The sequence below is a fragment of the Anaerostipes rhamnosivorans genome (assembly GCF_005280655.1).
GTDB lineage: Bacteria > Bacillota > Clostridia > Lachnospirales > Lachnospiraceae > Anaerostipes > Anaerostipes rhamnosivorans.
In genome coordinates, this window is record NZ_CP040058.1 from 289,178 (window position 1) to 302,695 (window position 13,518).

The window sequence follows — 13,518 nt, forward strand, 5'->3', positions numbered from 1 at the left end:
GGTGATGAGATGGGAAAAATAATGACATTTGGGGAGATCATGCTGAGACTGTCCCCTCCGGGAAACCAGAGATTTATCCAGGCCTCTTCCTTTGACGTTACCTATGGGGGAACAGAGGCAAACATTGCGGTGGGCCTTTCAAACTACGGGCATGAGGTCCGTTATGTGACAAAACTGCCCGCAAATGCCATCGGTGACTGTGCGGCAGCCACGCTGAGAAAGTCCGGTGTGGACTGTTCCGGCATCCAATTCGGCGGACAAAGGCTGGGCACGTATTTTTTGGAAAACGGGGTTTCCGTAAGGCCTTCCAGCGTTGTGTATGACAGGGCAGGCTCTGCTATGGCGGAGGCAGATCCTTCAGACTTTGACTGGGACCGGATTATGGGAGACACAGAGTGGTTCCATACGTCTGGGATCACTCCGGTGATTAGTAAAAATGCGGCCCAGATTACTTTGGAGGCGCTGAAGGCTGCAAAAAAAAGAGGGATCAGAACATCCTTTGACTTAAACTACCGGGCTAAGCTTTGGACAAAGGATAAGACAGAAAAGCAAAGCATTATGCGGGAGCTGATGAAATATGTGGATATCTGTTTTGGAAATGCCAGGGACGCCGCGCTGGTGCTTGGCTATGAGGAAGACGGACTGGACTTTATCAACGGAGATTATCAGGTCTGCGTGGATGAGGAACGTATGCAGAATGTGAGAAAGACTTATGGATTTACTTATCTGGTCAGCTCGCTGAGGGAAAGCATCTCCGCCTCTGACAACCGGTATGGCGCAGAGGTGGCTGGTGATTCTGGTCTTTACCGGGGAAGGCGGTATATGGTGCATATTGTGGACCGGGTAGGATCAGGAGATGCGTTTGCCGCAGGCTTTATCCACGGGATCATGGAAGGCTGGGCACCGGAAAAGGCGCTGGAGTTTGCCACTGCATCTGCGGCGGTGAAGCACACCATTCCGGGGGATATGAACTATGTGAGTACTGAGGAGATAGAAGCCCTGGCAGAAAGCGGCGGGGCCGGCAGAGTTGTGAGATGATATAATGAAGATAAAGAAGGGCCAGACATGAGGGTGTCTGGCCTTTTTTGTTCCATAGGAAAGTTCTCCCTATGGAACAAAAAAGCCCTGCGGGCATTATGCACACAAATGCGTGAGGAAATCATTTGACTGCGTCAAATCGCATTTGGCGCGCAAAGTTGCCAAGCCCCTCAAAGAGTGAGGGGTTGGGATGTTGAAGTGGGCTTGCCCACTTTGTTCCAGTTGGATCAAATATCAAAGGTCTCAAGGCCCTCAAACTGCATCTTATAATATTTTGCGTAAATACCATCCTGTTTTAGAAGCTCTCTGTGGGAGCCACGTTCCTGGATGGTATGGCTGTCAATGACAAGGATCTCATCGGCATGCTTGATCGTAGACAGCCGATGGGCGATGGTCACGGTAGTTCTGTTTTTGGACAGTTCCTCCAGGCTTTTTTGAATATGGCGCTCACTTTCATTGTCCAGGGCACTGGTGGCTTCATCCAGGATCAAGATCGGCGGGTTCTTTAAGAAGACCCGGGCGATGGATATGCGCTGTTTCTGGCCTCCGGACAGACGGGTTCCCCGCTCCCCTACAAACGTATCATATCCGTCAGGCAGATCCATGATAAAGTCATGGATATTGGCTTTCTTAGCGGCTTCTATGATTTCCTCCATGCCAGCCTCAGGATTGCCATAAGCAATGTTTTCCCGTACACTTCCTCCGAACAGATAGACGTCCTGCTGGACGATACCTATGGAATTTCTGAGGCTCTTAAGAGTTATGTTCCGAATGTCCTGTCCCCCGATGGAAATGGTGCCCTGGCTCACATCATAAAACCGAGGCAGCAGAGAGCAGATTGTTGTTTTCCCTCCGCCGGACGGGCCCACTAAGGCTACGGATTTTCCGGCCTCAATTTCAAAGGAGATATGGTTTAGCACCACTTCATTATCCTCATAGCTGAAGCTGACATCCTCATAGGAGATGTTTCCGGCCGGATTATTGATCGGTGCCGCATCTGTAAGGTCCACGATCTCCGGTTCTGTCTCAATGATATCCTGGAATCTCCGGAAACCGGACAGCCCTTTCTGCATCATCTCAGTCAGTTCCACAAGAATCTGGATGGGACTGATAAAAATACCGATATACAAAGCGTACATAGCCAGATCCGCAGCAGTCATTTCTCCGGCAGCGATGAAGCAGCCGCCGGCCACAAGAGTCACCAGATACATCAGGCCTTGGAAGAAAGTATTGCCTCCCTGAAAGGTTCCCATGGCCCTGTAGTTGTCCTGCTTGGACCGCAGAAAACCTTCATTACCCTGGTGAAACTTTTCCCGTTCGATGTCCTCGTTGGCAAAAGACTGGACAATCCGGATCCCTGCAAGAGAATCCTGCAGTGTGGCGTTGATGTTCCCTATCTTTTTCCGGTTATCCAGAAAGGTGGCCTGCATCCGTTTGTTCTGGAGTGCCGAAAAGAAAATCATGAAAATGACCACAGCGCATAAGATCAGCGCCAGCTTCCACTGGATCATAAACAGGAAGATAAAGGAGCCGATGATCTTTACAACAGAAATAAATAGATTTTCCGGGCCGTGATGGGCAAACTCCGAGATGTCAAACAGATCGGAGACAAGCCGGCTCATCATCTGTCCGGTGTTATTTTTGTCATAGTAGGAAAAAGAGAGATTTTCATAGTGTTCAAACAGCTCTCTTCTCATGTCCCGTTCCATCCGGGCGCCCATGATATGTCCCTGGCAGCTGACATAATACTTGCACAGGGCCTGCAGGATGTAGAAGATCAGGAGGATGGCTCCGATGATAAAAATATTCTTCAGGATAATGGAACTTTCCTCTAAAAACAAAGTGTTTGTCAGCGTGCGCAGTATCTGCGGATATGCCAGATCCACAATACTGATAAAGGCGGCACAGAACAGATCAAAAAAGAAAACAGCCTTGTAGGGGCCGTAATATTTGATAAATTTTTTAAACGTATCCATGGTTTAGGACTCCATTCTAATATAGAAAGTAAAAGTGTCAGTAAAGATTCTAACACAAGGAAAAAAATATGTAAATAAGACAATGTAAAATGTACTTGACATTACATGTAAAGTAAACTATACTCAAGATGTAAAGCAAACTATACAAAAAAGGGCGTGACGTATGAAAACAAGAATACAGGAACTGAGAAAGGAAAAGAGGGTAACGCAGATGGAACTGGCAGAATCTGTAGATGTGACCCGGCAGACGATCATATCCCTGGAAAACGGCAGATATAAGGCTTCACTGGTATTGGCTCACAAGATTGCCCAGTTCTTTGGAGTAACGATCGAGGACATTTTTATATTTGATCAGGAGGAGGAGAATTTATGATAGGATTATTTTGCGCAAGCAATGCGAAAAACGATGAAGAGTATAGGAAAGCAGTGAAGAAAAAACAGAGATACCTGATTTATCTGTTCATAGCAGGCGCGGTGACATTGGCAGTCTCACTTCTGGCCCACAGTTATTGGGATGTTCAGATCAATGAGCATATGCTGGGTGCATATGCAGGGGTGGGGACAGGTCTGATGGCAGCAGCCCTGGTACTGTGGATCCGGTTTCAGCTGGTCTTAAAAAACCCTGCCAAATTAAAGGAACTTCGGCTTTCCAATACTGATGAGAGAAATCAGGAAATAGGCAAGAAGGCATACCGGTTTGCGGCCACTGCATTGATTATAGCTCTCTATGGGACCTGGCTCATCGGCGGTCTCTGGTATCCGGTACTTACAAAGATCGTGGGTGTTCTCGTGTGGGTATTCTTGATCACTTATGTAGTCTCCTACAAAGTGTTTGAGCGCAGAATGTAAACAAATAAAAAGTACGCCTGATATAAGCTGGGCGTACTTTTCAGTTACATAGGTTTTAGATTTTTGTTAAGCCGGCCGACCATCCATAAGATCCGCTTTTCCCGGCCGGCATCGGTCTTTGCATCAAAATAAGCCTTAGTGTAAGTTTTTTTAACAGACGGTGACATTGCCTGAAAGTTTGTATATGCAGGTTCATACTCTTTTAACAGAGCGGATAAAGAAGCGATCTGTTCTTCTGTGACGGCCGGAGATTTCGGGGCATCCCATTGGCCGTTTTTTTTGGCTTTCTCTATTTTTGTTCTGCCATCATCGGTCATAAGCCCTTGTTCCTCAAGGCTTTTCACCAACTTTTTATTTTTTTCAGACCACTTACTGTTTTCTCTGCGCGAAGAAAAATATTTTTTGTAGGTTTTGTCATCGATCTTCTGCATCTTTCCATCAATCCATCCAAAGCACAGGGCCTCCTCAAGCGCTTCACCTGCTTTTATGGTTTTTGGACCGCCTGCTTTGCCGAATAAAAGCCAAATACCGGCACTTGACCGGCCATTGTCAGACAGCCATTTCCGAAAGTCCGCCCGACTGGCGAATTGTTTAGGTTCACTCAAAATAAAGCCCTCCTTTTTTGATCTTAAAGTTTTCGATACCGGTTAAATGCCGCAAACACTTCCTGCTTTCTCGGTTCAGCTAGATTGGACTTCACATATCCACAGTCAAGGATTGCCGCTAGGCCTTTTGTCTCTATGATCCGCATCAGTTCTTCCACAATCTGCCGAAGATCCTTCCGGCCGTCGATCAGATGAAGCTGGGCATACAGAAGTGCATACGCGAGCGCCGTAGTCTGTTCAGCATCACAGAGCTGTTCCGTATATCTTAAGTCTACAGTCTCTTTATTAATTTGGAACGCATCCTTTCCCAGTGTTTTCAACTTGTTTCTTCCGTTTTTCGTAAAGGAACGGTTACTCTGGATGATACGGCAAAATGATGGATTCTCCGGCATTTTTTCTGGGAGCGTCACCAAAGGAAAGGCTTTGGCCTCTTCTTTTGCAAAGGCAGTGATTTCTTTCGGCACGTATCGGTCCATCTGCAGGATATGATCGGCAACCTGGAAATAGGCACCGGAACTTCCGGCAACAATGATGGAAGAGATCCCGTGGTCCTCATACAATCCTTGAACCCGCTCAATGAACGGCGTGATCGGTTCAAGATCCCGGTGGACCACTCTCTGCATCAGTTCGTCCCGAATCATAAAGTTGGTGGCGCTGGTATCCTCATCGATGAGGAACAGGGAAGTTCCGGCTTCCATGCTTTCCACCACATTGGCGGCCTGGGAAGTACTTCCGCTGGCATCCTCTGTGGAGAAGGAAGAGGTATCCTTGCCGTTTGGAAGGTTGTTGATAAACAGAGAAATATCTGTGTTTTTAATACTGCGCCCGTCCTCGGCCCGGAGTTTCACGGCTGTGTCATCGGTGATCACATATTCCCTTCCGTCATTTTTTATATGATTGTACACGCCCAGTTCCAGAGCTTTTAAAAGAGTAGATTTCCCGTGGTATCCGCCTCCTACGATGAGAGTGATGCCTTTTGGGACTCCCATTCCGGTAAGGGGACCGTGATGGGGCAGGTTAAGAGTGACCTTCAGGGAATCAGGAGAATGAAAAGCCACCGCCTGCTTCATCGGGCGGGAAGAAACACCGCTTTCCCTGGGTAGGATGGAACCGTCTGCCACGAATGCGCAGAGGCCCAGTTTTGGAAGCTGCTCCCGGATATACTGTTGGTCTTCAGAAAGATCGGCCACTTCTTTTATGACCCTTTTATTTAACCTATTATAATAGAAGGAAGAGCGCACACATTCCGGCAGGAAATCGAACAGGATCTTAATCAGTTCAAAGGCGGCGATGGTTCGTCCTCTGGCCGGGAATCCAACCTCAAAGTGAACGGAGAGATTACCGGAGGAAGGATCCATGGACAAAGCGGTGCGGGATAAGATCTCCTGTCCGCACCTGCTGACAGAGATAAGCCCGCTTTTTCCGGAGCCTTTGGCTTTGAAGTTAAAAGACTCTAGTTTTTTTGCGAACAAGCGTGTCAGATGATCCTGAAGGGCAATGCGCTTATGAGGCAGGTCAAACAGGGAAGACGGAAATCCGGCCGTTGAGCCGGGAATCACGGCACTCAGTTTGGAAGGAGATGCAAAAGGATCTCCCTGTACGTGGTCAATATTCAGCACATAGCCGTCAAAACGATAGCTGCCTCTTGTGTCTTTATATGTGGGATAACCTTTATGGTCGATCCTCTGTAACAATGCTTTTAAATCATCAGATGTCTTCATAATGAATAAACCTTTCTATCATGGATATTAACACTTCTTAGAGTAAGTATCCCACGATTAAAAAGAGCCGTCAATGCGGACCACGATTTTTTGTTTTATGGACGCAGGGCACACTGTATTCTATGCCTTCCGGGCTTGGCGTGCTTAGCACGTTAAGGTATAATGTTTTTAATAGTATTTACTTATGGATCTGGTTCAAAGGAGGGTTTAGTTATGGAATGTAAGAGAGTTTGGGCAGTCTATTTCAGTGCCACAGATACAACAAAAAAGATTGTCACAGTTTTGGCAAAGGAGGCGGCCAGAACACTGCGTGTCCCGTATCACGAGTATGACTTTACGCTGCCTGGTGCAAGAAAAGAGCTCCTCGTTTTTGAACCTGAGGATCTTGTGGTTTTTGGAACACCGGTCTATGCAGGCAGGGTGCCCAATGTGCTGCTTGGATTCCTAAGGGATTATATCAAGGGAAATCATGCCCTGGCAGTGCCGGTCACAGTCTATGGAAACCGGAATTACGACGACGCGCTGATAGAACTCCGCGACCTGCTGGAACAAAACCACTTTTACACCATTGCTGCGGGAGCCTTTGTGGGAGAACACGCATTTTCCAGGACACTGGGAAAAGACCGGCCGGACCACAAGGATGTCAGCCTGGCCAGGGAGTTTGCGTATGGACTCTGTCAGCGTCTCAAAATGTATGAGAAGGAGGATTTTGTACACCCTGTGTATGTGAAGGGAACGCCGGCACCGTACAGAGGGTATTATCAGCCCCGTGACAGAAAGGGAACCTTCATTGATATCAGAAAAGTGAAGCCTTTGACTTCAGGGGACTGTGATGGATGCGGCATCTGCGCTGAGGTCTGTCCTATGGGATCTATAAACCGTGAGGACGTGAAAACAGTAAACGGCATCTGCATCAAATGCGGGGCTTGTATCAAGAAATGTCCAAGGCAGGCCAGATATTATGAGGATGAAGGATATCTGTACCACAAGACAGAGCTGGAAGAGCAGTATACAGAGCGGGCGGAACCTGAGATATTTTTCTAGACAGACAGTTAGGAGGACGGAATGATAAAAAATGTGATATTTGACATTGGAAATGTCCTGGCGGATTTTGCGTGGGAGCAGTTATTCCACAGACTTGGATTTGAGGGGGAAACGTTTGAGCATATGGCAGATGCCACGGTGAGAGGGCCTTACTGGCAGGAGTTTGACCGCGGGGCCATGTCTGACCAGGAGATCGTAGAAGGGTTCTATTCCTTGGCGCCTAAATACAAGAAACAGATTGATCTGTTTTATGAGCATATTCATGAGATGACGGAGGAATATCCTTATGCGGCTGAGTGGGTCAGAAGTCTGAGGGCAGAGGGCTATTCTGTATACATTCTCAGTAATTACGGCAAAACATCATTTGAGAATCGAAAAGAACCATTTTCCTTTCTCGCTGAGGCAGACGGAAGTCTGATCTCCTATGAGGTGCTGTCAGTGAAGCCGGAAAGAGAGATCTATCAGGCGCTGGAAGAAAGATACAGCATCACCCCTCAGGAGTCTGTTTTTATTGATGACCTGGAGGTAAACGTTGAAGCGGCAAGGAACTATGGGTATTCAGGAATCATATTTAAGAGCAGGGACCAGGCAGAGGAGGAACTTAAGAAGCTCAATCTCATAAAATAATGATTGTGCAAAACCAGGTATATGCTTTATAATTTAAGGGCAGTAAGAAATACAAGGGAAGGGAGGAATAAAATGAAAGAGAGTTCTATGATGAAAAGAATCCTGTTTTTTATAATCGTACTGTCTTTTGGTCTATTTTCTTCCCTGTATATATACTCCCAAGCCCTGCACAACAATCTGGAAAATGAAGTCTTAAGCTCCCTTCAGGAGGTCTCTGGACAGAGCGTGGAGATTTTGAGAAAAGAAATTCTGGGGGAGATCAATCTCCTGGACGGCATCGCCAATGAAATCAGCGATAAAAAGCTTGAGAATCCGAAAAAGCTGGCGAAAAGTTTTCAGAAGGTTTCCGACAAGTACCAGTTTAAGCGGATGGGGATCATTCTTACCGATGGGACCGTATATACAAGCGACCAGAAGGTGGGGAATCTGGCAGACCGAGAGTATTTCAAGTCAGGGCTGGAAGGCATTTCTTCCATTTCCGAGACATTGACAGACCGCCTGGATTCAACAAAAGAAAAGATCAATATTTACAGCACGCCCATCGTCCGGGGAAAGAAGGTGGAGGCAGTATTATATGCAGCCTACCGGACGGATGATTTTAAAAAGGCTTTGTCTATCTCTACATATTATGGAAAAGGCTATACTTATGTTGTGAAACGCAACGGAAACGTTGTGGTGGACTCTGACAATCACAATAGTTTTAAAGATATGTCCAATATCTTTAAGGCTTTGCGCAAGGCATCGGCAGAAAATAAAAATTGTTCTGACCAGCTGAAAAAAGCATTAAAAAATCAAGAAAAAGGCCACATTGAGTTTCTCAATGGGGAGAGAAAGTACATGTACTATGTTCCTACGGAGATCAATGACTGGTATCTTCTGACTGTGGTCCCCACCGAAGTGGCAAATACAAAAGCCATGGCCATTATGAAACTAACCTATGTACAGTCAGGCATTATTCTAGCTTTATTTCTGGCTCTTTTGATTTACATTGTAAGGTCCGAGAAAAAGAAGCAGGTCAAGCTGATGGAGATTGCATATACGGACAGTATGACAGGCGGAGATAATTACCGGGCATTCTGTTTAAAGGCAGAGAAGGCATTGGAAAAAGAGACTGGCAAGATGGCTGTCCTCTGTATGGATATCGACCGCTTTAAGCTGGTCAATGAACTGTTTGGGTTTAAGACAGGGGATGAGATTATTCGTCTGATCTGGCATATTTGGAGAGGCATGATGCAGGATGGGGAACTGGCGGCCCACAGGGAGGCAGACCGTTTTGTAGGACTTATGCACTATCATTCAGAGAAGGAGCTTCTGAGACGTCTGGACCAGTTCATCACACATATTCAGCGGATGAAGAATATGAACTATAAAATAAAGCCGAGTATCGGTATTTATCTGGTAACTGACCGCAGCATGGCCATTGATGCCATGTCGGACATGGCGCTGATTGCTCAGGCCACAGTAAAAAACCAGCTGCACAATTACTACGCCTTCTACAATGAAGAACTGAAAAAACGGATTATTCATAACAAGGAGATGGAGGACCGGATGGAAACGGCTCTGGCTCAGCATGAATTCTGTGCCTATTATCAGCCTAAATATGATACGGAGACAAAGAAGATCGTAGGGGCGGAGGCCCTGGTCAGATGGATCGGAAAGGACGGAAAGATCGTACCGCCGTCTGACTTTATTCCGGTTTTTGAAGAAAACGGTCTGATCGTCGTCCTGGACGAATTTATGTTCCGGGAAGTCTGCAGACAGCAGCGGCAGTGGATCGATGAGGGAAGAGAGGTAGTGCCGGTGTCTGTCAACCTGTCCCGGTATAATATCTTTTACAGCGCTTTTGTACAAAAATATCAAAATATCTTGGAAGAGTATAAGATCCCGCCGGAACTGGTTCCTCTGGAGATCACAGAGAGTGTTATGTCAGAGGATCAGGAACTGCTCAAAAACATTATTGATGAACTGCATGAGATCGGATTCTCCGTACTGATGGATGATTTTGGGACAGGGTATTCTTCTATGACCATGTTAAGTTCGATGCCGATTGATGTTCTGAAGCTGGACAAGAGTTTTGTGGACGACATTGGCGACAACAGGGGAGAAAAGATTATCAGGAGCATTATTGAACTTTCCAGAAGCCTGGGAATTCACCTGACAGCAGAAGGGGTGGAGACGGAACAGCAATATGAATTCTTAAAGAAGCTTCAATGTGATGACATTCAGGGATACTATTTTGCAAGGCCAATGCCAGGAGACGAATTTGAGCCTTTACTAAAGTAAAAGCTCTGAAGTACAGAAAAATATACAATAAATATTAAAAAAAATGAAATTTCCTCTTCCATTTTTGAACCAGACGTAATATAATAGCAAAAGCGGGGCATGGCTCAGCTTGGTAGAGCGCGTGGTTCGGGACTACGAGGTCGCAGGTTCAAATCCTGTTGCCCCGATGAATCCTCCATTTTATGGGGGATTTATTTTTTTGTAAGACAATGAAGCTTGGTTGGCTTTGGTTGGGATTATCCAGTGTGTAACAAATTCTTGAATTTGGAATTGCGCTCTTGGATAATCTTTTTCTTTTCGTCTAGGTTAGAGGTATCGTAGGTATAATACTTTTCATTTGTCTCTGTGGTATGTCCCAACATACTAGCGACAATTGTTTTAGGTGTTCCTTGCATCTGCAAATCAGAACTGGTCGTTTTCCGAAGTTTAGTAATGCCACCACCGTTTATTTTTTGTTCACAGCATAGCCTTGTCATACAATCAGTAATATTTCTTGCAGGAGTATAATATTGATGCCATCCACTATTCTGTCCGTGACAATGGCATGATCCGTAAACTTGCTGCCTATGTGATTCTTGGGATCAATGCCGAAGGGAAAAAAGAGGTCCTTACGATCCAAAACTGGGCACAGGTGTATGGGGAGTTAAGAAATTGTGTTCTTAATTTCCTTTTTTTTATATTTTTGTTGTACCACTCAGAAAAGTGATAGTTGATAAATTTATTACTTTTCTAAGTGGTACACTTGTTTACTTAAAATATGAAGTATGCTAAAGTAAAATTGAAAATATATGACAGGTGTTACAAATGTTAAAATATAAATTCAATGTTGGAGATGCTTTAGAACAGGCTGGCATAAATATGTATAAAGCAAAACCCCAAAGGATTTAATTGAGTATGTTCCTAAAGAGGAAGAGAAAAAGGCTCTTTTTAAAAACTTCTAATATTCACTTTTAGAAGTGGTATGATTATATAGTATCAAGAAAGGATCTAATACTATGCCAACAGCAGAAAAAATCATGGTTTCTATCATGAGTGGAACGTAAGATAAAAATATAAAATTCAGAGACTTGAGAAAACTTCTTGATGTCTTAGGTTTTGAATGTAGAATCAAAGGGGAACATTTTATTTACTCTTACAAAAATCTTCCGGATAATATAAATATCCAGCCACAAGGGAATATGGCTAAGCCGTATCAGATCAAGCAAATCAGAAATTATATTTTGAAATATAAAATCAAATTATAGGAGGTATCCAAAATGTATAAATATGAACGTATTATTTACTGGTCAACAGAAGATGAAGCATTTATTGTTGAAGTACCTGAACTGCCTGGATGCATGGCAGATGGCAAAACGGTACAGGAAGCTATCAGCAATGCAGAAATAATTATAGAAGAATGGATTGAAGTAGCAAAAGAAAGAGGACAACAAATTCCTGAACCAAAAGGTAAATTAATGTACGCATAAAAGGAAAAGAGCAGAACTCGCTGGTTTTTGCTTCATTTATATGTGGAATTGAATGGAGACAAAAGAGACTTAGTCGGTAGTTTTACAGATTAAGTCTTTTTTAGCTGATTTACTTTGATCCGTTTATGCTCTCTATGAAAACCATATCATTTATTGCATAAGGTTTTATAAATCCCTTTATAATTTGATCATGTTCCAGATTTCCATGTGCTAAATCGAATAACCAAATTTTCATTTCCTCAGTAAAATTCATAACGATACCTCCAAAAAATTTAAAATATTAAGAATTACAATCGCTATTCATATTAAAAAAATCGTCATTATTTTTTTGTCTTTTAAATTAAGAACTTTCGACAATGCCAAAATTTCTTTTAGTCTAAACTGTGAACAGTTATTGAATTGAGTTGAAAAAGCTAAAACAAAATAAAGAAGCAACTTAAAAATATAATGGCTTATTATTTGAGTTAATATTTAAATATACGGATATACAAGTTTTCCTTTCTAATCATCTAAGTCGAATGTTACAATTTATTTTGGTTGGGGTATAAAGTCAACCCTTTCCAAAGCATTAATTTTATATCTGATTATGTCATAGAAAATTCTTGAAAATAATGGTGCCTCTTGTTATCTTTATTTTCACGACGTATAATAATATCTTGTGGGGCGGACACCTGTCTGCCGTTTTAACAAGAGTAGAATAGGGAGAAACATATTTATGAAAAAGAAAAAAATAGGTTTGCTGACACGGCTGCTGATCGGTATCGTTGCAGGTATGCTGGTCGGTTCCATAGGAGATCTGTTCGGTGTTGGCGATACGTTTGTTTTTAAAGGTCTGATCCGCCTGTTTGTGACCTTTACGACACTGTTTAGTACATTTTTAAATTTTATCATTCCGCTTTTGATTCTGTCCTTTGTGGCCGTTGGGCTTGCGGACTTGGGGAAAAAGGCAAATAAGCTGTTTGGAGTGACCCTGCTTTTAGCCTATGCATCCACTGTCATCGCGGGGATCGGCGCATTTTTTGCGGGAAAGGCTCTTCTGCCGTCATTGATTCAGAGAATTACAGGAAGTGAGATCCAAACCAAGTCTTTTGAAGCGATCTTTACCATTCAGGCTGACCCGGTCTTCGGAGTTATGACAGCGCTGGTCCTGGCTTTCCTTTTAGGCCTTGGCATCGCCAACAGCAGGAACGATACGCTGCTGCTCTGCTTAAAGGATCTTCAGGAGATTATTACAAAGACACTGAATAAGATCATCATACCGATGATCCCATTTTATGTGGCCGGGCTGTTCAGCAAGATCGCCGCGGAGGGGAAGCTGCTTCCCACCATTAAAATGTTCATCAAGCTGTATGTGATGATCCTGATTTTCCAATGGCTCTACATCGCGTTTCAGTTCCTTGTATCCACATTGTTCACAAAAGAAAATAAATTTAAGAATCTAAAGGGCATTGCCCCTGCCTACTTCACGGCTCTTGGAACCCAGTCTTCCGCATCTACTATACCGGTGAATCTGGAGAGCAGCAAAAATGGCGGGGTATCTGAAGATATTGCGGACTTTGTTATCCCTCTTTGTGCAACGATCCATCTGTCTGGGGATACCATCTGTCTGGTGATCGGTTCTATGGGTATTATGCTTGCCAACGGGCTGACACCTACCCTGTCTATGTTCCTTCCGTTTATTTTCATGCTGGGAATCACGATGGTGGCGGCTCCGGGAGTACCGGGAGGAGGCGTTATGGCAGCCCTCGGGCTGATTAAGTCCATGCTGCATTTTACGGACCCTATGAGCCAGCTGATCATTTCCCTGCACTTTTCCCAGGACAGCTTCGGTACAGCCTGTAACATCACAGGAGATCAGGCCATTGCCTACATGGTAGACAGTGTGGACAGGAAAAACGGAGAAAAGTAA

12 protein-coding genes, 1 tRNA gene and 1 pseudogene are annotated in these 13,518 nt (G+C 44.3%); 10 read left to right on the forward strand and 4 right to left on the reverse strand.

Annotation, left to right across the window (positions count from 1 at the left end; genetic code table 11):
- Positions 1-9: 9 nt before the first annotated feature.
- Positions 10-1,038, forward strand: a complete 1,029-nt coding sequence (locus AR1Y2_RS01420; RefSeq protein ID WP_137327363.1) for a sugar kinase — start codon at positions 10-12, stop codon at positions 1,036-1,038.
- Positions 1,039-1,265: 227 nt separating this feature from the next.
- Here AR1Y2_RS01420 and AR1Y2_RS01425 read toward each other — a convergent pair whose 3' ends face one another.
- On the reverse strand, positions 1,266-3,014 hold the full coding sequence (locus AR1Y2_RS01425; protein ID WP_137327364.1) for an ABC transporter ATP-binding protein: 1,749 nt from the start codon (positions 3,012-3,014) through the stop codon (positions 1,266-1,268).
- A 163-nt stretch (positions 3,015-3,177) separates the two neighbouring features.
- Between AR1Y2_RS01425 and AR1Y2_RS01430 the strand changes: the two genes are divergently transcribed.
- Together AR1Y2_RS01430 and AR1Y2_RS01435 are read left to right on the forward strand one after the other, a co-directional pair.
- The gene (locus AR1Y2_RS01430) at positions 3,178-3,387 is read left to right on the forward strand and encodes a helix-turn-helix transcriptional regulator (RefSeq protein WP_137327365.1); all 210 of its coding nucleotides are present in this window, start codon (positions 3,178-3,180) and stop codon (positions 3,385-3,387) included.
- Positions 3,384-3,863, forward strand: coding sequence for a hypothetical protein (locus tag AR1Y2_RS01435; protein WP_137327366.1), 480 nt, complete (start codon positions 3,384-3,386; stop codon positions 3,861-3,863). Before AR1Y2_RS01430 ends, AR1Y2_RS01435 begins: the two co-directional genes overlap by 4 nt.
- Before the next feature lie 44 nt (positions 3,864-3,907).
- Here the strand turns inward: AR1Y2_RS01435 and AR1Y2_RS01440 are convergent, their stop codons facing one another.
- Together AR1Y2_RS01440 and AR1Y2_RS01445 are read right to left on the reverse strand one after the other, a co-directional pair.
- Positions 3,908-4,468, reverse strand: a complete 561-nt coding sequence (locus AR1Y2_RS01440) for a YdeI/OmpD-associated family protein (RefSeq protein WP_137327367.1) — start codon at positions 4,466-4,468, stop codon at positions 3,908-3,910.
- Positions 4,469-4,491: 23 nt separating this feature from the next.
- Positions 4,492-6,189: an ABC-ATPase domain-containing protein gene (locus tag AR1Y2_RS01445; protein ID WP_137327368.1), complete on the reverse strand. Its 1,698-nt coding sequence runs from the start codon at positions 6,187-6,189 to the stop codon at positions 4,492-4,494.
- Between the two features lie 213 nt (positions 6,190-6,402).
- On the opposite strand from AR1Y2_RS01445, the gene AR1Y2_RS01450 reads away from it, so the two are divergent.
- The 6 genes and pseudogenes from AR1Y2_RS01450 (at position 6,403) to AR1Y2_RS01485 (ending at position 11,609) form a co-directional block, all read left to right on the forward strand.
- Positions 6,403-7,233 carry a 4Fe-4S binding protein gene (locus AR1Y2_RS01450; protein WP_137327369.1) on the forward strand — a complete coding sequence of 277 codons (831 nt, stop codon included), beginning with the start codon at positions 6,403-6,405 and terminating at the stop codon, positions 7,231-7,233.
- Positions 7,234-7,254: 21 nt separating this feature from the next.
- Entirely contained in the window at positions 7,255-7,860 is a 606-nt protein-coding gene (locus AR1Y2_RS01455; protein WP_137327370.1) for an HAD family hydrolase, read from the forward strand.
- A 72-nt stretch (positions 7,861-7,932) separates the two neighbouring features.
- Positions 7,933-10,143, forward strand: coding sequence for a bifunctional diguanylate cyclase/phosphodiesterase (locus tag AR1Y2_RS01460; protein WP_175403557.1), 2,211 nt, complete (start codon positions 7,933-7,935; stop codon positions 10,141-10,143).
- Between the two features lie 93 nt (positions 10,144-10,236).
- A tRNA-Pro gene (locus tag AR1Y2_RS01465) sits at positions 10,237-10,310 on the forward strand.
- Between the two features lie 341 nt (positions 10,311-10,651).
- Positions 10,652-10,759 (forward strand): annotated as a pseudogene (locus tag AR1Y2_RS01475) (transposase); the annotation flags it as partial.
- A gap of 640 nt (positions 10,760-11,399) precedes the next feature.
- A complete protein-coding gene (locus tag AR1Y2_RS01485; protein ID WP_137327372.1) occupies positions 11,400-11,609 on the forward strand; it encodes a type II toxin-antitoxin system HicB family antitoxin in 210 nt (69 codons plus the stop codon).
- Between the two features lie 109 nt (positions 11,610-11,718).
- On the opposite strand, the gene AR1Y2_RS17660 is transcribed toward AR1Y2_RS01485, so the two are convergent.
- A complete protein-coding gene (locus tag AR1Y2_RS17660; protein WP_175403558.1) occupies positions 11,719-11,862 on the reverse strand; it encodes a hypothetical protein in 144 nt (47 codons plus the stop codon).
- A gap of 462 nt (positions 11,863-12,324) precedes the next feature.
- On the opposite strand from AR1Y2_RS17660, the gene AR1Y2_RS01490 reads away from it, so the two are divergent.
- Positions 12,325-13,518 carry a dicarboxylate/amino acid:cation symporter gene (locus AR1Y2_RS01490; protein ID WP_137327373.1) on the forward strand — a complete coding sequence of 398 codons (1,194 nt, stop codon included), beginning with the start codon at positions 12,325-12,327 and terminating at the stop codon, positions 13,516-13,518.